Below are 19,881 nucleotides of genomic sequence, written 5' to 3' on the forward strand. Positions count from 1 at the left end.
TCGGGACGAATACGGAAGAAACGAAAAGCCTTTCATGAAATGACGTATCATTTCATGCTGCTGCCGGGCATGGTGCTGCTGTTCATTTTCTCCATCGTCCCGATGTTCGGCATCGTGATGGCCTTTCAGAAATTCATCCCGGCCAAAGGCATTTTCGGCTCCAAATGGGCCGGGCTGACCAATTTTACGTATATGTTTCAGCTGCCGGACGCGAAACAAATTTTCGTCAATACGCTGGTTATCGCGGTCGGAAAAATCATACTGGGGCTGATCGTGCCGATCGTGTTTGCGCTGCTGCTGAATGAAGTACGCCTCAAGGTGTTCAAAAGCACCGTGCAGACGATCGTGTACCTTCCCCACTTCATGTCCTGGGTCGTGCTCGGCACGATGATGACGATGATCTTCTCTTACGACGGCATGGTGAACAACGTTCTGCAGCTCTTTGGGATGGATAGAATGATGTTTCTGGCAAGCAACACCTGGTTCAGGCCGCTGCTGATCGTGACCGACACCTGGAAGGAGTTCGGGTACGGAACGATCGTCTATTTGGCCGCCCTGACGGGCATCAATCCTTCGCTGTACGAATCGGCCGCTCTCGACGGGGCAAGCCGGTGGAAGCAGACGCTGAACATTACGCTGCCCGGGATTTTGCCGACGATCATCCTGCTCGGCACGCTGAGCCTGGGCAATGTGCTGAATGCCGGCTTCGATCAGGTGTTCAATATGTACAATCCGCTGGTATATCAGACCGGAGACATTATCGACACGTTCGTGTACCGGATGGGTCTGATCCAGATGCAGTATTCGTTTGCCACTGCGGTCGGCTTGATGAAATCGGTCATCAGCTTCGTGCTGATCGTCGTGTCCTACAAGCTGGCTTCCAAATACGCCGGTTACCGGATTTTCTAGAAAGGGGCGCTGATTTGCATGATACAATCGAGAACTTTCGGGGCGCAGGCATCCCGCTTCCTGATCATCCTGGTGCTGGTGCTGATCGCCTGCCTGTCCTTGGCCCCGATCATCAATACGATCATGGTGTCGGTGAGCAGCAGCACGGCGGTCAACGCGGGTAAGGTGTATTTTCTCCCGGTAGGTATCAACTTCTCCTCTTACGTTAAAATTTTGGACGACGAGAAGTTCTGGAGGGCTTTCCTGGTGTCGGTGGAACGGGTCGCCCTGGGCGGAGCTATCAACATGCTGCTGACGGTTCTGATGGCGTACCCGCTGTCTAGAACGGCCTCGCAGTTCCGGGCCCGCAACGTCTATATGTGGATCATCGTGTTCACGATGCTGTTCAGCGGCGGCATTGTTCCCTGGTACATGGTCATCAGCAAGCTGGGAATGATCAACTCGATCTGGGCGCTCGTGCTGCCCGGCGCGGTACCGGTCTTTAACGTCATCCTGCTGATGAACTTTTTCAAAGGGATTCCGAAGGAGATGGAGGAGGCGGCCTTTATCGACGGGGCGGGTCCGCTGAAAATTTTGTGGCATATCTTCATCCCGGTTTCCATGCCCAGCTTGGCGACGATTACGCTGTTTGTCATCGTGGGCCACTGGAACAACTTCTTCGACGGGATCGTGCTGATCAACGACAGCCATAAAATTCCGCTGCAAACGTACCTGCAGCAGCTGAGCTTGACGCGGGACCAGATGCAGAATCTATCGGTCGAACAGCTGCAGCAGTACAATAAGATCTCTAACACCACGCTCAACTCGGCCAAAATTCTCGTGTCCATGATCCCGATCCTGCTGATCTATCCGTTCCTGCAGCGGTATCTCATCCACGGTATCGTGCTGGGGTCGGTCAAGGAATAGCGGATCCTGATAGGCAAAACATGACAGCGACAATGAAGGACGGGGCTGACCGCGCAAGCTTTGCAAAAGGCTGCGGGGGCAGCCCTGTTCGGCGTTTGCCGGGAATGGCCGCAAGGGACACGAAAGGGGTGCGGATAACCAATTGTTGACTTCAAAAATGAACTTATGTTATATAAAAATAAGAATAATTAGCACTCATTATGTTTGAGTGCTAAGATACTATGTTCGTTGAGGGGAGTATGCTAGATGGCCATGAAAGAGTTTAAAGCCGAGTCGAAACGACTGCTTGAAATGATGATCAACTCCATTTATACGCAGCGGGAGATCTTTTTGCGCGAACTCATCTCCAACGCCAGCGACGCTATCGATAAAATCTATTATAAAGCGCTAACAGACGACCAGCTGGTTTTCAATAAAGACGATTATTACATCCGGATCACGCCGGATAAAGAAGCCAGAACGCTGACGATTTCCGATACGGGCATCGGGATGACGCAGGAGGAGCTGGAGAACAATCTGGGCGTCATCGCAAAGAGCGGGTCGCTGGCTTTCAAGAACGAGAACGAAGCCAAGGACGGCCACAACATTATTGGCCAGTTCGGGGTCGGCTTCTATTCGGCGTTCATGGTGGCGGACCAGGTGACGGTCATCACCAAAGCGCTTGGCTCCGATACGGCGTACAAGTGGGAGTCTGCGGGAGCGGACGGATATACGATCGAGCCTGCGGCGAAGGATACCGTGGGTACGGAAATTGTGTTGAAAATCAAAGAAAACACGGAAGAAGACAATTACGATGAATTTCTGGAGGATTACCGCCTCCGGACGATCATCAAGAAGTACTCGGATTTCATCCGGTACCCGATCAAGATGGACGTCACCGGACACCGGCCGAAAGAGGGCGCGGACGGCGAGTTCGAGGAATACAGCGAAGAGCAGACCGTGAACAGCATGGTTCCGATCTGGCGCAAGAACAAGGGCGAGCTGACCGATGAGGACTACGTCAACTTTTATAACGAGAAGCGCTACGGGTTTGACAAGCCGCTGACGCATGTGCACATCAAAGCGGACGGCGCCGTTGTGTACAACGCGATCCTGTTCATTCCGGAGCACACCCCGTTCGATTATTATACGAAGGAATACGAGAAGGGGCTTGAGCTTTACTCGAACGGCGTCCTTATTATGGAAAAATGCGGCGACCTGCTCCCGGATTACTTCAGCTTCATCAAAGGGATGGTCGATTCCGAAGACCTGTCGCTGAACATTTCCCGAGAAATGCTGCAGCATGACCGTCAGCTGACGCTGATCGCGAAAAATATCAAGAGCAAGATCAAGAGCCAGCTGCAGACGCTGCTCAAGGATGAGCGCGAGAAATACGAGACGTTCTACGAGGCGTTCGGCAGACAGCTGAAGTTCGGCGTGTACAACAACTACGGCGCGGATAAGGACGTGCTGCAGGATCTGCTGCTGTTCACCTCTTCCAAGGAAAAGAAGCTGGTGACGCTGGACGAATACGTATCCGGAATGCCGGAGGATCAGAAATATATTTACTACGCAGCCGGCGAATCGGTGGAGCGGCTTGAGAAGCTGCCGCAGACGGAAATGGTGGCCGATAAGGGCTACGAAATTTTGTATTTCACCGACGATATCGACGAATTTGCCATCAAGATGCTGATGAAGTACAAGGACAAGGAATTCAAGTCGGTATCAAGCGGCGATCTCGGTATCGAGACGGAAGCGGACAAAAAAGATGAAGCGGCGGAAACGGAGAGCAAGGAGCTCTTTGAGGAGATGAAGAACATTCTCTCGGGCAAGGTGAAGGAAGTCAAGGCTTCCAAACGGCTGAAGTCCCACCCGGTCTGCCTGTCCACGGAAGGCGACTTGTCGATCGAAATGGAGAAGGTGCTCAAAGCGATGCCGAGCGGCCAGGACATCCAGGCCGATAAGGTGCTGGAGATTAACATTCACCACGAGGTGTTCCAGTCCCTGAAGGATGCTTATAACAAGGACCGGGAGAAGCTGGGCCTGTACACGAACCTGCTGTACAACCAGGCGCTGCTGATCGAAGGGCTGCCGATCCAGGATCCGGTCGAATTCACGAACGATATTTGCAAAATTATGGTGTAAGCCAAGCTCCTACCCGACTTGCGACAGATGCTTGACAGGCGGTACAACCCGGCCTGCCGGAGTTTTTTCCTCCGGGCCGGGTTCCTTTTTTTGCCGGAGGGCGGGCTGCGCAGCGAACATCGTGTATAATGGTAGAAGGGCGCAGGGTGATGCCTTAACCGGTCATGCTGCGCATGCTTAATAACGAAGAAGAGGTGTACATGTTGGAAGACCCTACGTTACAACTGGAACAAACAAACATACAGCACGCCATCATCGGCGAACCCATGACCAGCTTGTCCGAGATTTTGCTGAGCCTGACCAAGACGAGGCTGTCCGCGCTGGCTTCCGTCCACAGCATCACAGGTCGTTCCAAGATGAAGAAAGAAGAGCTTGCCGAAGCGCTGTCGGATTACGTCACGAATACGGAGCATTTGACGTCCATGCTGCTCCAGATGGATGGTGCCGAATGGAGCCTGTTTGAGACGCTCCTTCAGGAGTCTTCCGTTCAAGATAATACGATTCCATACGGGGATTATGCCTTTTTGCTGGATCGCGGGCTTGTATTCAGCTTTTTTTCGGAAGGTCAGCTGCACCTGATCATGCCGGAAGAAATAAGGGACGCCATCCGCAAGGCTGATCTGCCTGCTTTGAAACAGCAGCACGGCCAGCACCAGCTGGCTTATCAATATATTGTTGCCGCATCCCATTTGTACGGAGCGGTTAAGCTGGACAAGCTTCTTGAGATCTACAACGCCCAGAATGAACAGGCGCTGAGTTCGGAGGAGCTTCTGAATGAAGTGAATGAGGCGATCGGCCGGGGCGAGAACCTGCTCCTCCACGGCGGATACATCGTGAACAGCTATCTGCTTCATGATCTGGACGAGCAGAAGATCAACGACTGGATCGCGAAGGTCGATGGGAAACCGTATTACGTTCCGGACCAGGAGGAGCTGCTCCGGTATACGGACGAAACGTATTTTGAAATGACGCCGCAGCTGTCCGCGCTGCAGCAGTACGTGCTGCGAGAGCTGTGCAAGGATCAGGAGACGGTGGAATACCTGATCGACGATCTCCAGCTGGCGTGCGCCAAGGGTTCGTCGATTCAGGATCTGATCTACGAATTCGAGAGCCGCAAAATCAATTTCAAGAACCCGCTTCAGGCCCAGCAGACGATTCAGCTGCTGACCGAAGTCTATAACCATACCCGGATGTGGGCCAATAACGGCTTTACCCTGGTGGAGCTTCAGGCCATTGCCGATGGCGTTAAGCCGGAGCTGGTGAAGCTGGTGAACGTCTCCGCAGCGGATACCGTGGCGAAAGTGGGACGCAACGAGCCGTGCCCTTGCGGCAGCGGGCTGAAGTACAAGAAGTGCCACGGAAAATAAACGCTTTTGGCTCTATTTATCTTATATAGATTATCAATGATAAGAGCGGCAGTCCGGACATGAACGTCATGTCCCGGGCTGCCGTTTTTGCGTTTCCCTCTTTTCATATGATCCAGCGCCTATGGATTGATTCCGAACAGACAAAAAGGCTGTCCCCCAGGTGAAGTCACCTGATAAGGAAGCCTTTTTTAGTACAAACCGAGTCTGGAAGCATGGTACGTCTATTGAATTGGATTTTCCAGCAAACAGATGAATGAAACGCAAAAAATCCATCTAACTTCAACTAAACTCGCATGATTCTGTCATTTACGCCTCGCAGCCTATCGTATTGTCTTTCAGCAAATGTCCGTAATTGGCTTTGACGAACTCGAGAACCTTGTCGTAAATGATACGATGGCCGTCCCGGTTCGGATGGATGCCGTCGGAGCAGATGAATTGGGTAAAGTCCGGATGGGCGAGAAAGGCACCCCGCACGTCGATGTATTTGGTCTTGGTCAGCTCGGACACCTTGAGGATCGTCGAATTGTAACGCTCCTGCCACCAATAGATTTTGGTGACGCTGCCGAGAAACTTCATGATGTTTCGCTCCGCTTCGGGGTTATCCTGGCTGACCCACTTGAAGTATTTATCCGCGTTGAGGGGAGGGAGGCTCATGAGGACAGGCGTAATCGACTGGCTTTTCAGAAAATTCACCGTATCCGTCAGCATTTTCTCAAACAGTGTAAAATCCGTCTTGGGACGGTGCTCCGCGTCCGGATTGCTGGCAATTTCGCTCCAGTTAAAATCGCAATCGTTGCCGCCGTATTCAATCAGCACCATGCTGGGCTTGCCCTTCATAATTTCTTTCTTCAGGCCGCCGATGCCCTTCATCAGCGTATTGCCGAATCTCGCCGTGTTTTTCACGGCTCCCTTTAGTTTGTCCTGAAGAAGGGATACGTAATTATCCTCAAGGATGACATATTTGCTGCGCGTTTCATCATACACGACCCCCTTGGAAATCGAGTCCCCGGAAACGATGTACGTGGCGTCCATTCCGGGCTGCAGTCTGCTGTCGCTCATTTCTTCACCTCTCCCTAACCGTTCAATTCCTTTTATTGTAATCCAGCGTTTCGCCAAGCGCAAATGATGTCGCTTTCAGTACGGATGGTCGATTTTGTTTTGGTGGAAAATGGACAATATGGTACAGTTATAGCCAGAAAGGAGTGATTAAGCATGGCCGTATCCATTCAAATTCAGCAGACCCCGAACCCGCACTCGCTAAAAGTCAATGCGAGCCAGAGCCTGTTCGAAGGACCGAAGAGTACCTCACTGAAAAAAGGGGACGACACCGACCATCCGCTCGCCGGCGCGCTGCTCAGCATCGACGGGGTGGACAACATCTTTGGCATCGGGACGTTCGTCACCGTCAGCAAAATGCCGGATGCCGATTGGGAGAACATCGTTCCGAAAATCGAAGAGGCGTTTACTAACGTTTACGGGGAATAGTGACCGAATAATAGCCACAACCACAGCCTCCGCACGTGCATGACACATAACCGAATGGCATGGCTATTCTTTATTCGATGGATGCCCTAACGGAATAGATCCAAATCCGGATGGAATGAAAAAAAGCTCCCGCCGTGCTCGTAACCTCTTTACACAGAGGGGGAGCGCGATACGGGAGCTTTTTGCTTATGGAAAAGTTGTCAATCCTTGCTGCCCTTGAATAACACGTGGTCGGGCGAGAATTGTGGCTACAAATTCGTTTGCAGCACCTGATCAATACGTACGGCCGCTTCCTGCGCCTTGAGGCACAGCTCGGCTGCTTTAAAGCAGTGTTCCTGGGTCATGGCGTTCTCGGTCCGGTTCAGGCAGTCGAGAATGAGCTGGCCGAAGTATGGGTAGCCTACCTTGCCTTTGACTTCGAAGTGCTGTTCGCCGTCCCTGTTCACCAGGTAGACATGGTCGCCGCGCGGATCGCGGGCGATGTCGATGTATTTGCGCAGCTCGATATAGCCTTCGGTGCCGAGGATGATCGTCCGGCCGTCACCCCAGGTGCCAAGACCGTCCGGCGTAAACCAGTCGACCCGGAAATACTGGGTGGCGCCATTGTCGCCTACCAGGGTCGCGTCGCCGAAATCCTCGAGCTCGGGATAGTCCGGGTTGTTGTAATTCGCTACTTTGCTGTGCAGAACCTTGGCGTCCTTGCAGCCGGCATAGAACAGGAACTGTTCGATTTGGTGGCTCCCGATATCGCACAGAATGCCGCCGTATTTATCCTTCTCAAAAAACCAGTCCGGACGCGACGGCGCATTCAGCCGGTGCGGGCCGAAGCCGGTCACCTGGATGACGCGGCCGATGGCTCCTTTTTGCACGAGCTGTCCGGCATAGACCGCTGACTCCACATGAAGCCGCTCGCTGTAATAGACGGCGTATTTTTGGCCGGTTTCCTTCACCTTCCGGCGCGCCGCTTCCAGCTGGTCCAGCGAAGTGAACGGCGTTTTGTCCGTAAAATAGTCTTTTCCTGCGTCCATCACCTGCAGCCCAAGAGCACAGCGTTCGCTTGGCACCGCGGCTGCGGCCACCAATCGGACCTCCGGATCCCCGAGCACCTGCTCAAGGCTGTCCGCGATCTGGACCTGCGGGAACTTGTCGGCAAAAGCCTGGCTTCTCGCCGGTTCCGGATCGTAAACCCATTTCAGCGTCGCCCCGGCTTCGATCAACCCGTTGCACATGCCATAAATATGCCCGTGGTCCAGGGCCGCCGCCGCAAACACAAACTCGCCCGGTTCAACAACATGGTTCGGCTTGCCTTCCGGTGCGTAGTTCATTCCGTCTTTATTTTGTGCGGTCATGAAGGTCACATCCTTTCGCGCATGAGCTGGGCGAATTCCTTCAGCAGCTCACGCGACGTGTATTGTTCGCTGAAATCCTCGATGCCCAAGTAGCCGTCATAGCCGACGGATTTCAGGTCATTGAGCAGTGAGGTGAAATCTACGATGCCTTCGCGCATCGGCGCCCATTTCGAACGCCATTTGACTGTTCCGTCTTCACGCGTTCCCTCGCGGACCCACTCGGCGTTTTTGATGTGAACGTGGGCGAGGTAAGGACCGAGAAGCTGAAGGCCCATCCGGGAATGCTCGAAGCCTTCGTGGATCATGTTGCCCGGATCGTACAGGACGCCGATATGGTCCGGGCTGCAGTGGCTGACCAGACGGTGGGCGAGACCGGCGCTCGGCGCGATCGTGCCGTGATGGGTTTCGATGATGCCTTTGACGCCGTATTGCTGGGCCATTTGCTCGGCCTCTTTTAAATAACGGAGCGTCTTGTCGTACAGCTCGTTGTAGTCTGCGGTCCCGTTATACCCGGCCACGCCGAGGCGGATCATTTTCGCCCCAAGCTGCTGGGCCGTCCGGAATACATGCTCCGTATCCTTCAGGTCCAGATGGTTCAGATAGGGAGTGATGCTGACGACCTCAAGTCCCTGCGCAAGGGACAGGTCTTTGAATTTCTGCATTTGGTCCGCGGGAAGGGAGGGGTCGATCGAACACAAATTGTTGCTCCAGAACGACGGCTTCTCGCCTGCCGCGCTTGCGGGAACTTCCTTGAAGCGCCATTCCACGCCGTCCAGTCCGGCTTCCTTGGCGGCCAGTACAAGCTCTTCAGGGGTCAGATCTGGGGTGACGACGGTAAATACGGATAGTTTCATAGGGCGATTCTCCTCTTATCGAAAATGGGCTGTCTATCAGTGAGTTCCGGATACGTCCAGCACCTTACCGCCGGCGGTTTCCTTGCGGAACGTCGAGTTTTTGATCTTCTCCTGCAGCTTGTCGTAGAACAGATCCTCGTCGAGCGGAAGGTCCACCCAATCGTCCGTCCAGGCCGACAGATGCATCGCGTTCGAGATCGTCAGGCCGCGGATGCCTTCTTCGCCCGGGGCGATCAGCTTCTCGCCATGCAGCAGGGCATTGGTGAAGTTCTGTAAAATCCCGTTATGCTGAGGGCCGTGTCCCCCATGCACCGGAATGTCGCATTTCCAGCATTCCGGCTGGCCGAATCCGCCTGTATATTCCGCGTTGAACTGCGGCTCGGGCACGCGCAGGCGCCAGAAGGTGATTTTGTCGTCTTCGACGACGATTTTGCCGTTATCTCCGGAGAGCTCGAACCGGTTCGTTCCGGGTGCTTCGCCTACGGTGGTCACGAATACGCCGGTAGCTCCGTTTTCATATTCGACATAAGCGGTGACGTCATCTTCGACTTCGATATTGCGGTATTTTCCAAAGTGGCAGAAAGCACGCACGCGCTTCGGCATCAGGCCGGTCGTCCACTGCCACAGGTCCAGCTGGTGCGGATCCTGATTCAGCAGCACGCCGCCGCCTTCGCCGGCCCAGGTGGCCCGCCATCCGCCGGAATTATAGTAGCTCTGCGAGCGGTACCAGTTGGTTATGATCCAGTTGGTCCGCTTGATATTTCCCAACTCTCCACTCTGCACCAGGTCGCGCAGCTTGGTATACAGCGGGGAAGTCCGCTGGTTGTACATGATGCCGAACAGCTTGCCCGATTGGGAAGCAGCCTCGTTCATTTCACGAACCGCCTTGGTGTAGACTCCGGCCGGTTTTTCGACGATGACGTGGTAACCGTTCTCAAAAGCCTGGATCGCCAGCACCGGATGATCATAATGCGGAGCGGCTATCAAGACGGCATCCATCGCTTGCGAAGCGAAGAACGCCTCCGGTGTGTCGAATTTTTGCACCGATTCCGGCAGATGGGCCTGTGCCCACTCCAGACGGGCGGGGCTTGTATCGCATATCGCCGTCAGCTGCGCCCCCTTGATTTTATCCACCAAATTCAGTGCATGACTGCTTCCCATATTCCCGATGCCGATAATGCCGTATCGTACTTGCTCCATCTAAATGATCCCGCCTTTCCATGGATTATGATCAAAGTTTGCAGGCATGTAAGCCATTACATCTCCCTCAAGCTTAGCCCGAATGGCATGGGAAGCAAATGGCTAAGATTAAGAGGGTTTTGCACAAAATTAAGGTGTTTTCGTAAAATGGGGATGATACAATGGCATTACATTAGACGACTATTTTCTATATAAGGAGGGTCATTTATGGCACAGGCCATGCAGCTCGGCGCACGGCTGCCGGAAGGGCTTCGGGTACATATCAGTCACGTCCAGCTCAAAAGCGGCTTTCCCGACTGGAACCGGGCCGAAGTCGCCCCGAGCTTCCACCGGCTCTATTACATCACCGAAGGCGAAGGATCGGTCATCATCAACGGCTTGACCTATTACCCCAAGCCGAACCAGCTGATGATCATGCCTGCGGGGACGAGCCAGACGACCTACACGTCCAAGGAAAATCCATACACGCGGTATTTCTGCCATTTTGACGCCCAGGTGGGGGAGTGGCCCTTGTTCCATGCAGACAGCAAGCTCTATATCAGCGATGTCGGCGACCCGGAGTTTATTCGAAGTACTTTTAACGATATGATCGGCCAATTTCAGGCGGGAGGTCCTTTCGCGGCCCTGCGCATGCAGGCGGGGCTGCTGCACATGCTGGCCTGCTGCTTAGAAGAAGGAGGATACACCGACTATTGGATCGATTTCATGCACCATACGGAAGGGAACAAGCTGGGCGGCGTGCTGCAGTACATCCATGACCATCTTCATGAACCGATGGAAATCGAAAAGCTGGCCGAGATCGTCCATCTGCATCCAAACTACTTTATCCCTTATTTTAAAAAAGCGATGGGCTGCACACCGATGCATTACGTCCAGCGCAAGCGTATGGAGGAAGCCAGACGCCTGCTTTCATTTACGAACGCGCCCGTAGCGGACATTGCCGATCAGCTCGGGATGCAGCTGTCGCACTTTTCTCGGCAGTTCAAGGGACATACCGGCATGTCGCCGACGGAGTATCGGGCGTGCACGCGGTAAGAATTATCCGATAGCAAGGAAAACCCGCCTGCGCCTGCAGACGGGTTATTTTTTGCTCCGGTATACGCGCTCCGGCCGTCCTACGACCCCATAGGACAGGTCGGCATAGACAATGCCGAACCCGACGAGATGCTCCAGATATCTCCGGCTGGTCGAGCGGCTGATGCCGATCCGTTTGGCCACTTGATGGGCGGTTAGCCCGTCGTTCACCGTCGAAATGGTTTGAACGACCTTTTCAAGCGTCAATTTATCGATGCCCTTGGGCAGGAAGACGTCGGCCGTATTCGCAGGAAGCGGCTCCGCTTTGACGGGACCTGCGAGCAGGCGGTCCACATCGCTCTGGCCAATGCTCCCAGCCGTATCTAGCCGGGATAACTCCCGTTGAAATGCGGCATAATGCAGCAGCGTTTCCTTCAGCCTGTCGAAGATGAGCGGCTTCATGAGGTAATCGAACGCACCGCTGCGGATGGCTTCCCGGATCGGTTCGATTTCCCGGGCGGCGGTAATCATGATGACATCCGTGCTGCGGTAGTGCTGGCGGATGAACAGCAGCAGATCCAAGCCATTGGCTTGAGGCAGGTAGATATCCAGAAGCACCAATTGGGGCTCCAGGATTTCCAACTGCGATTTCGCCTGCATTTCATCCGTGGCGATGCCGACGACTTTAAATCCCGGCACTTGTTCTACGAATCGCCTGTTTATCTCCGCGATTTTGGTATCATCCTCCACGATTAACACCTCAATCATTGGGTTTGGTTCGGACATTTCCATGAGAATGCTCCTTTCTGAATAGACCGGGTTGTTTGGGGATCGCCACCGTAAAGACCGTACCGCCGCCCGCCGTATTCCGATGGAACGTAATGTAACCGCTTAACTTATTGACCGCATGAACGACAAGGGCAAGCCCGATCCCGCGGTGTTCTCCCGGTTTGGTAGAGAAGCCCTTTTCATAGATCGTTTCTCCGATATCTTCCGGAATGCCGATTCCGTTATCCTCGCATTCGATGATCAGGTCCTCACCCAAATCTGTCAGGAACAGCGTGACTTCGCCTTTGGATTCGGAAAAGGTTTGCCGCGCAAGAACGGCTTCCATCGCGTTGTCGATCAAATTTCCGATAATGGTCACGAGCAGGCTGCGGTCCATATGGTCCGGGATGTCAGCGAACGTGCTCTCTGGATCAATCTCAAAGGAAAGCTTCAGCTCTTGGGCGTGATTGTACTTGCCGATCAGCAGCCCGCCGATGACCGGGTCCGGGATTTCCCTCATCACAAACTGAATCAAATGCTGGTGGACGTTCACTTCGCGGTTGATCAGGTCCACCGCTTCCTGGTAAGACTCCAGCTGGATCAGACCGGATATGACATAGAGCTTGTTGGAGTATTCGTGCGTCTGCGCCCGGAGCGACTCCGCAAAACGCTTGACCTGGGACAACTCTTCGGCCAGCCGGTATAATTCCGGCTTGCTGCGGAAGCTGGAGACCGCCCCGGTTAATTGATTGTTCATATCCATGATAGGAAGCCTGTTCACGATCACTTCATGGTCGCCGATCAGCATCTCCCGGTCGAACTCGGCTTCGCCGCTCCGGACTACCTCGAGCAGCCGCGTGTTCGGAAGGACGTCCTCAATATGTTTTCCCATGATCGCTTCATTCTCCGACAGATTCATCAGCTGAAGAGCGAAACGGTTAGCCATCGTAATGAAGCCATCCCGGTTAATGGCGATAATTCCTTCGCGGATCGATTCCAGGACCGCCTTCTTCTCTGTATACAGCGCCCCGATCTCCTTGGGCTCAAGTCCATGAATGGAACGTCTCACGCTGCGTGCGATCAGTACGGCTCCGCTTGCCCCGACAGCCAGACCGATCAAGGAGACCAGCAATATTTCATTTTGGTACACGTCGTTTATCCGGTCAATGTTGTCGGTCAGAAAACCGACAGACACGATGCCGATCACCGTCCCGTCATCCGCAATAACAGGAGCCTTCCCGCGAACGGAAGGCCCCATGGAACCGGTGGCCTTGGACACGATCGAATGTCCCGCAAGTACCGGACCGTTGTCGCCGCCGACCATCGATTTGCCGATCCGGTCCGGCAGGGGATGCGAATACCGGATGCCTTCGCGGTTCCCTACAACTATATACTGGGCGCCGGTTTTGATCCGGACGCTTTCCGAAATAGGCTGGATTGCGGCCGAAGGATCCGGCTCAGTAAAGGCTTTTCTAATCTCCGGCATGATCGCTAGAGTTTCAGCTACTTTTAGGGCGCGCTGACCAATCTGATCCTCGAAAATGTTTGTGATCACGACATAAAAAATACCGCTCAGGCTGAGGATGATAAAGGCAATCAGGGAACAGATGATCCAAATCAGTTTTGTCTGCAGCCGCATGTTGTACCGTGCGCCCCTCCGTTTTTTGCTTTTATTGTAGCATAAAGGCCTTGAAAGGGCTTTCATTTTATCGTGAACAAAATGAACAAAATGCCCATAATCGTGTTTTTAGATCTTATGTGCTTAACATTTGCTAAAGCTGCCGCGGGTGATATGCTGAGAACCACAAAAAGAAAGCGCATACATTGCGATGACACCAAGTTGATAAGGGTTTAGATGAACTTTTCGAAAGGGGTATCCAGATGAATAAAAAAATGATGAGTAAAACCTGGAAAGTGATACCTGCGGCCATTCTGGCGCTTAGTTTGGCGGCTTGTGCCAACGGGGGAGCAGCAAAAGAGGGGACTTCAGCCAAAAAATCCAATTATCCCGACAAAGCGTTAACGCTCGTGGCCCCATCGGGTGCGGGCGGGGGATGGGATATGACGGCCCGTACCATTGCGAAAGTATTGACCGAGACAAAGGCTGTCAGCAAAGCTATTACGGTTGAAAATAAACCGGGCGGAGGCGGCGCCGTGTTTATGGCCGAGTACGCGACCAAGGACAAGAAGGATGACTACAAATTGTTTGTCAGCTCTCCGCCGATCCTGATCAACAATTTAAAAAAGGAGGGCAATTCGCCATATGGATATCAGGATACGACGCCGCTGGCTCAGCTGACGAAGGACTATGGCGCCATTGCCGTAGCGGCTGACTCGAAATACAACGATCTGAAGTCGCTGCTCGATGATCTGAAAGCCGATCCGACCAAGTTCACGATCGCCGGCGGATCGGCTCCCGGCTCTATGGATCATCTCGTATCCATTCTGCCGGCGTTCAAGTACGGGATTGATCCCAAGAGCGTCAAGTACGTTTCTTACGATGGGGGCGGCGAAGCCATTACCGCACTGCTTGGCGGCAACGCCGATGTACTGGGTACAGATGCCTCGTCGCTTGACCAGTATTTAAAGGCCGGAAAAATCAAAGTGCTCGGCGTGGCCGCACCTGAACGTCTGGGAGGAAGCTTGAAAGACGTGCCGACGATGAAGGAGCAGGGAATTGACGCGGAATTCCTCATTTGGCGGGGGATATTCGGACCCAAGGAAATGAGCGCTGAAGCGAAGAGCTATTGGGATCAGGCCATCCAAAAAATGACCGAGACGAAAGAGTGGGCGGCCGAGATGACGGCGAACAACTGGGAAAGTGATTATAAGAACAGCGACGATTTCAAAGCTTTCCTGGCTCAACAAAATGATCAGCTGAAAGAAATGCTGACGGCACTCGGCATGCAGAAGTAACGGCTTAGGCCATGCAGGGGCAGGGAAAGGGATGGGAACTTCCTTTTTCCCTGCCTGAAGAGGAGGCGTGAAGACTATGAATCATTCATTTGACCGCTATGCCGGCATCGTATTTTGTGCGATCGGCATCGCTTTTGTCATCGGAAGCACCAGCATATCGACAAGCGCCTATGGCAGTAACGTCGGCGCGAACATCTTTCCGATGTTTCTCGGCGCATTTCTTTCGCTGATGAGCATCAGGCTCATATATGAAACATTCCGCAGGCAGCAGAAGCAGCAAAATCGGGAAAAGCTCGATTACAAGCGTTTCGGTATTATTTTTACGGCCGCCGTGCTGTACGCCCTTTTCCTGGAGGATATCGGATTCGTTATTTCAACGTTCCTGTTCCTGATGATCGGCTTTCAAACGATGCAGCGGGGCCGGATCTGGATATCGGTCGTGATCTCCGCCTGCTTTTCTTACGGTGTGTATTATCTGTATGTCAACGTGCTGGATGGTACCCTGCCCGGTTTTCCATCTTGGTTAGTCTTATTCTAGGGGGTTAAACAATGAGCACAGTTGAGTATTTGCTGCATGGACTTGGGACGGCAATGCAGTGGCATAATCTGGTCTTTGTATTTTTTGGCGTCTTGATCGGCACCGTCGTTGGCGTGCTGCCAGGCATCGGTCCGATGAGCGGGGTGGCGCTGCTGATTCCGATTACCGCAACCATGACATCGGGCCTGAGTCCAGAAGAAGCGGCTACAAGTTCCATTATTCTGCTGGCTGGCGTATATTACGGCGCCATGTACGGCGGGTCCACGACCTCCATTCTGCTCAATACGCCGGGCGAGTCCTCGTCTGTCGTCACGACTCTGGACGGATATCAAATGGCGAAGCAGGGACGGGCGGGTGCAGCGCTCGCGATATCGGCCATCGGTTCGTTTGCCGCAGGCATTATCTCTTTGGTTGGACTCATCTTCCTGGCCCGCCCATTATCGGCTGTTGCTATCAAATTTGGCCCCGCCGAATACTTTTCGCTGATGGTGCTTGGACTCCTTGCGATCAGCGGCCTGGCCGGCAAATCGATGGTCAAGGCGCTGATGATGACGGCACTCGGCCTGCTTCTGGCGACGATCGGGATCGACAGCGTATCCGGCGTAGAGCGGTTTACCTTCGGGATTCCGGAGCTTTATCAGGGGCTGGAATTTTTGACGATCGCAGTCGGCATGTTCGCGGTAGGTGAAGTGTTCAAAACCATTTTGGAACGGGACCATAACGACGGAGAAATCGCAAAAATCAGCCGCATTCTGCCAACGAAGCAGGATATGAAGGACAGCGCCGCACCGATCGCGCGCGGTTCTATTCTTGGCTTCTTTATCGGTCTGCTGCCAGGAGCAGGAGCCATTCTCGCGTCCTTTTTTGCATATATTGTTGAAAAAAAGATCAGCAAGCATCCCGAGAAATTCGGGAAAGGCGCCATCGAAGGCGTAGCGTCGCCCGAATCGGCAAATAATGCGGCTTCCGGCGGGGCCATGATTCCACTGCTCAGTCTTGGGATTCCGTCTTCCGGTACGACGGCCATTTTGATGGGTGCCTTCATTATGTACAATGTGCAGCCGGGCCCATTGCTGTTTCAGGATCATCCCCAGCTGGCCTGGGGCGTAATAGCCAGTATGTTTGTCGGCAACCTGATGCTGCTGATTCTCAATATGCCGCTCGTCAAGCTGTTCGCCAAGGTGATCGAGACGCCTGCCAAGTACTTGATCCCTTTAATAATTGTCTTTTCGGTCTTCGGAGTGTACGCCGTTCAGTATTCAACGTTCGATCTTCTCTTAATTATGGGCTGCGGTGTGGTCGGTTATGTATTGTCCAAAAACGACTTTCCGCTCGCTCCCCTCGTCCTGGGACTTATTCTTGGACCGATGATGGAAAATAATATGAGGCGCGCACTGACGATTTCCAACGGTGATTTTATGATCTTCCTCCAGAAGCCGGTCTCCCTTGTGTTTCTGATCATTGGACTGCTGTGGATTACGATTCCGTTAATCCTGAAGCTGAAAGGCAGGAGAGTTCTTGTTAATGAGGAAGGCTAGGAAAGGAAACGGCACTTATGGATATGGAGTGGTTACTTCTAGGTCTATTAAAAATTATCGTCATTAATATCGTGCTGAGCGGCGATAACGCTGTCGTTATCGCTCTCGCCTGCAAAAACCTGCCGCCCGAACAGAGGAAGAAGGCGGTATTCTTCGGCAGCTTCGGAGCGATTGTGCTTCGCTTCGTACTGACCATTGCCGCCGTTTGGCTGCTGCAGATACCTTTCGTTCAATTGGCCGGAGGCATACTGTTGCTCTGGATTGCGCTTAAACTCATGCAGGGTGAAGCCGAAGGGGGGAAGCTTGAAGCAAGCACCCGCCTGGCAAAAGCCATTAAAACGATTATGATCGCCGACTTGGTGATGAGCCTTGATAATGTGGTGGCCGTGGCTGGAGCGGCATCAGGAAATTATCTCTTAATTGCCCTTGGACTTGCCGTCAGCATTCCGTTGATTATTTGGGGCAGCAGACTGCTGATGACTCTTATGAGCCGTTTTCCGGTTATCGTTATTGTTGGCGTTGCTCTTCTCGGGTACACGTCGGGTGAAATGATTCTAAAAGAGAAGAGGCTGGCCAATATCACGGATGCCTTGCCTCATGCGTTTCACACGATCATTCCATTGGTACTCGCCGTTGGGATTGTCCTGGGAGGCAGACTGCTGCAGCACTACCGTCAGATGCATGAATCCCGGACCGATGCAGGTACAAGTACCCCACAAAGATAAAGAACGGAGGTAAACACATGGGTGGTTTGGAGACCAAGGCAATTGTGGATATTAATCAGACGGCTAACCGGTTTACATCCAGTATCGTGCTTAAGGCCGGTGGCCGGGCGATCGATGCCAAGAGCATCCTCGGTTTGAGCTTTTCGCTGTTGAGCCGGGAACAGTATCAGCTTGAAATTTACGGTCCTGACGAAGCGGCGGCCACAACAGCGATGAAAGAGGCGTTTGCCAGGCACGGCCTTAGGGTCGAAATTTGACGGAGGAGAGTGGAAGGCATGGCTGTGCCTAAATCAGGGAGCACGAATATCATCGTCCGGGTGGAAATGGACAAGGCCTCGGCAGCGTTTGGAAGAATTGCCATGGCTATCGGGGATTCAGGAGGAGATATTGTAGCTATTGATGTCAGCGGTACCGGTAAAGTGACGACGATCCGGGACCTGACGGTTAACATTACGGACACGGGGGCGAAGGATTTAATTGTCCAGGTGCTGAATAAGCTGCCCGGCGTGAAGGTTTTGCAGGTTTCCGACCAAACCTTCCTGATGCATTTGGGAGGTAAAATCGAAGTGACGCCGAAAATGGCCATCAAATCCCGGGATGATCTGTCCCGTGTCTATACACCCGGCGTTGCCAGCGTATGTATGGCGATTCACGAGGACCCGTCCCATGCCCACACCCTTACCATCAAACGCAATACGGTTGCGGTGGTGTCAGACGGGAGCGCCGTTCTTGGACTCGGGAATATCGGCCCATTCGCCGCCATGCCCGTGATGGAGGGAAAAGCGATGCTGTTCAAGCAGCTCGCGGGGGTGGATGCCTTCCCCATCTGTCTGGACTCGCAGGATACGGAGGAAATCATCGCGACGATCAAACGGATTGCTCCCGCATTTGGAGGCATCAATTTGGAGGACATTTCGTCTCCGCGCTGCTTTGAAATCGAGAGGCGGCTGATCGAGGAGCTGGACATCCCTGTGTTTCACGATGACCAGCATGGGACGGCCGTCGTGCTGCTGGCGGGCCTTTATAATGCAGTGAAATTGGTCGGGAAGAGACTTGAGGATTGCAAAATCGTTCTTTGCGGCATCGGCGCTGCCGGCATCGCCTGTACCAAGATCCTTCAAGCCGCTGGCGTTAAGCGGATCGTGGGGGTGGATCGGGACGGTGCCATCGTTCGCGGGAACGAGTATACACATGATGCTTGGCGTTGGTACGCCGAGCATACGAATCCGGACAAAGAGTCGGGAACCTTATCGGACGTGATTGTGGATGCTGACATTTTTATCGGTGTGTCGGGTCCCGGGGTTTTAAGTCGTGGGGACATCGGCAAAATGGCTCCCGATCCGATCGTCTTCGCGATGGCAAACCCAACCCCGGAGATTGCGCCGGAGGAAGCCGAAGGGATCGTCCGGGTGATCGCTACCGGAAGATCAGATTACCCGAACCAAATAAACAACGTCCTTTGTTTTCCGGGATTGTTCCGCGGCGTGCTCGATTGCCGGGCCTCCAGGGTGACGGAGGAGATGAAGATTGCTGCCGCCAAGGCCATTGCTTCCGTTGTCGGGGAGGATGAGCTGAACGAGCAATATATTATCCCTAGTGTCTTTAACCCCCATGTAGCAGAAAAGGTAAAAGAAGCGGTGGTTCAGGCAGCCTATGCTTCAGGTGTAGCTAGAAGAAGGGAGCGCGGTTTCTAAGCGATCTTCGATTCCAGCTTATATGTATTGCGCGGCCGCGAGCGATCGCGGCTTTTTGTATAGTGGGGTACATGATGAAGTCGAAATCCCCAAAGAACGAATTCCTAACTTCATATACTATTACTATCTAGCTGGCTGGGAGGTGGACAGTAGACTACAAACTCAATTTGTGTTCCGTGTATTAGGCGACTTATAAGGCGACCGGGAAATGGAATATTTTTCAACTTGTTAAAAAAGTACTGACGTGGTACATTATAAATCCGGTCGCTGATAAGGCACCGGCAAGCAAAAAAGAAAATTAAAAAAAGCTTGCAATTAAGAAGTGAAGATGATATATTATAAGAGTTGCTGCTGAAACACTGGGCGGTAACGAAACGAAGTTTGATCTTTGAAAACTGAACAACGAGTGAGTATAAACGCGATGGTCTTATGACCGGAGCGATTGAGATTAAATTAATCTCGTCAGATTCAAAATGAGCTACAAACTTTCTTGG

At 53.1% G+C, this 19,881-nt stretch carries 18 protein-coding genes; 12 read left to right on the top strand and 6 right to left on the bottom strand.

Annotation, left to right across the window (positions count from 1 at the left end):
• The first annotated feature begins 39 nt into the window (after positions 1-39).
• The 4 genes from IAE55_RS13665 to IAE55_RS13680 all read left to right on the top strand — a co-directional run bounded on the left by IAE55_RS13665 (position 40) and on the right by IAE55_RS13680 (position 5,306).
• The gene (locus tag IAE55_RS13665) at positions 40-909 is read left to right on the top strand and encodes an ABC transporter permease (RefSeq protein ID WP_234489544.1); all 870 of its coding nucleotides are present in this window, start codon (positions 40-42) and stop codon (positions 907-909) included.
• Between the two features lie 18 nt (positions 910-927).
• Positions 928-1,815, top strand: coding sequence for a carbohydrate ABC transporter permease (locus tag IAE55_RS13670; RefSeq protein WP_105441925.1), 888 nt, complete (start codon positions 928-930; stop codon positions 1,813-1,815).
• 246 nt (positions 1,816-2,061) lie between these two features.
• The gene (htpG, locus tag IAE55_RS13675; protein WP_200632892.1) at positions 2,062-3,939 is read left to right on the top strand and encodes a molecular chaperone HtpG; all 1,878 of its coding nucleotides are present in this window, start codon (positions 2,062-2,064) and stop codon (positions 3,937-3,939) included.
• Between the two features lie 200 nt (positions 3,940-4,139).
• Positions 4,140-5,306, top strand: a complete 1,167-nt coding sequence (locus tag IAE55_RS13680) for an SEC-C metal-binding domain-containing protein (protein ID WP_200632894.1) — start codon at positions 4,140-4,142, stop codon at positions 5,304-5,306.
• Positions 5,307-5,612: 306 nt separating this feature from the next.
• Here the strand turns inward: IAE55_RS13680 and IAE55_RS13685 are convergent, their stop codons facing one another.
• The gene (locus IAE55_RS13685) at positions 5,613-6,365 is read right to left on the bottom strand and encodes an SGNH/GDSL hydrolase family protein (RefSeq protein WP_200632896.1); all 753 of its coding nucleotides are present in this window, start codon (positions 6,363-6,365) and stop codon (positions 5,613-5,615) included.
• 153 nt (positions 6,366-6,518) lie between these two features.
• Here IAE55_RS13685 and IAE55_RS13690 point away from each other — a divergent pair, with 153 nt between their 5' ends.
• Positions 6,519-6,791: a NifU N-terminal domain-containing protein gene (locus IAE55_RS13690; RefSeq protein WP_076175691.1), complete on the top strand. Its 273-nt coding sequence runs from the start codon at positions 6,519-6,521 to the stop codon at positions 6,789-6,791.
• 248 nt (positions 6,792-7,039) lie between these two features.
• Here IAE55_RS13690 and IAE55_RS13695 read toward each other — a convergent pair whose 3' ends face one another.
• Genes IAE55_RS13695 through IAE55_RS13705 form a run of 3 tightly spaced genes read right to left on the bottom strand, consistent with a single transcriptional unit; the run spans position 7,040 to position 10,194 of the window.
• Entirely contained in the window at positions 7,040-8,140 is a 1,101-nt protein-coding gene (locus IAE55_RS13695; RefSeq protein ID WP_200632898.1) for a Gfo/Idh/MocA family protein, read from the bottom strand.
• A 5-nt stretch (positions 8,141-8,145) separates the two neighbouring features.
• Positions 8,146-8,994 (bottom strand): sugar phosphate isomerase/epimerase family protein, encoded by an 849-nt coding sequence (locus IAE55_RS13700; RefSeq protein WP_200632900.1) that lies wholly within the window; start codon positions 8,992-8,994, stop codon positions 8,146-8,148.
• A 36-nt stretch (positions 8,995-9,030) separates the two neighbouring features.
• Positions 9,031-10,194 (bottom strand): Gfo/Idh/MocA family protein, encoded by a 1,164-nt coding sequence (locus IAE55_RS13705; RefSeq protein ID WP_089548620.1) that lies wholly within the window; start codon positions 10,192-10,194, stop codon positions 9,031-9,033.
• Between the two features lie 207 nt (positions 10,195-10,401).
• On the opposite strand from IAE55_RS13705, the gene IAE55_RS13710 reads away from it, so the two are divergent.
• The gene (locus IAE55_RS13710) at positions 10,402-11,229 is read left to right on the top strand and encodes an AraC family transcriptional regulator (RefSeq protein ID WP_200632902.1); all 828 of its coding nucleotides are present in this window, start codon (positions 10,402-10,404) and stop codon (positions 11,227-11,229) included.
• 45 nt (positions 11,230-11,274) lie between these two features.
• Here the strand turns inward: IAE55_RS13710 and IAE55_RS13715 are convergent, their stop codons facing one another.
• Positions 11,275-11,994, bottom strand: a complete 720-nt coding sequence (locus tag IAE55_RS13715; protein ID WP_152398864.1) for a response regulator — start codon at positions 11,992-11,994, stop codon at positions 11,275-11,277.
• Entirely contained in the window at positions 11,969-13,615 is a 1,647-nt protein-coding gene (locus IAE55_RS13720; RefSeq protein WP_145163983.1) for an ATP-binding protein, read from the bottom strand. Before IAE55_RS13720 ends, IAE55_RS13715 begins: the two co-directional genes overlap by 26 nt.
• A gap of 242 nt (positions 13,616-13,857) precedes the next feature.
• On the opposite strand from IAE55_RS13720, the gene IAE55_RS13725 reads away from it, so the two are divergent.
• From IAE55_RS13725 to IAE55_RS13750, 6 genes are all read left to right on the top strand, one after another.
• The gene (locus IAE55_RS13725; RefSeq protein WP_145163981.1) at positions 13,858-14,892 is read left to right on the top strand and encodes a tripartite tricarboxylate transporter substrate binding protein; all 1,035 of its coding nucleotides are present in this window, start codon (positions 13,858-13,860) and stop codon (positions 14,890-14,892) included.
• 76 nt (positions 14,893-14,968) lie between these two features.
• Positions 14,969-15,430 carry a tripartite tricarboxylate transporter TctB family protein gene (locus IAE55_RS13730; RefSeq protein WP_145029007.1) on the top strand — a complete coding sequence of 154 codons (462 nt, stop codon included), beginning with the start codon at positions 14,969-14,971 and terminating at the stop codon, positions 15,428-15,430.
• An 11-nt stretch (positions 15,431-15,441) separates the two neighbouring features.
• Positions 15,442-16,968, top strand: a complete 1,527-nt coding sequence (locus tag IAE55_RS13735; RefSeq protein ID WP_076175708.1) for a tripartite tricarboxylate transporter permease — start codon at positions 15,442-15,444, stop codon at positions 16,966-16,968.
• A gap of 23 nt (positions 16,969-16,991) precedes the next feature.
• The gene (locus tag IAE55_RS13740) at positions 16,992-17,693 is read left to right on the top strand and encodes a TerC family protein (protein ID WP_200632978.1); all 702 of its coding nucleotides are present in this window, start codon (positions 16,992-16,994) and stop codon (positions 17,691-17,693) included.
• 17 nt (positions 17,694-17,710) lie between these two features.
• Entirely contained in the window at positions 17,711-17,950 is a 240-nt protein-coding gene (locus IAE55_RS13745; protein WP_145163979.1) for an HPr family phosphocarrier protein, read from the top strand.
• 18 nt (positions 17,951-17,968) lie between these two features.
• Positions 17,969-19,387, top strand: coding sequence for an NAD-dependent malic enzyme (locus IAE55_RS13750; RefSeq protein ID WP_145163978.1), 1,419 nt, complete (start codon positions 17,969-17,971; stop codon positions 19,385-19,387).
• The last annotated feature ends 494 nt before the right edge of the window (positions 19,388-19,881 follow it).

It is taken from the genome of Paenibacillus sp. S28, from assembly GCF_016624415.1.
In the GTDB taxonomy this organism is placed as follows: Bacteria; Bacillota; Bacilli; order Paenibacillales; family Paenibacillaceae; genus Paenibacillus_AQ; species Paenibacillus_AQ favisporus.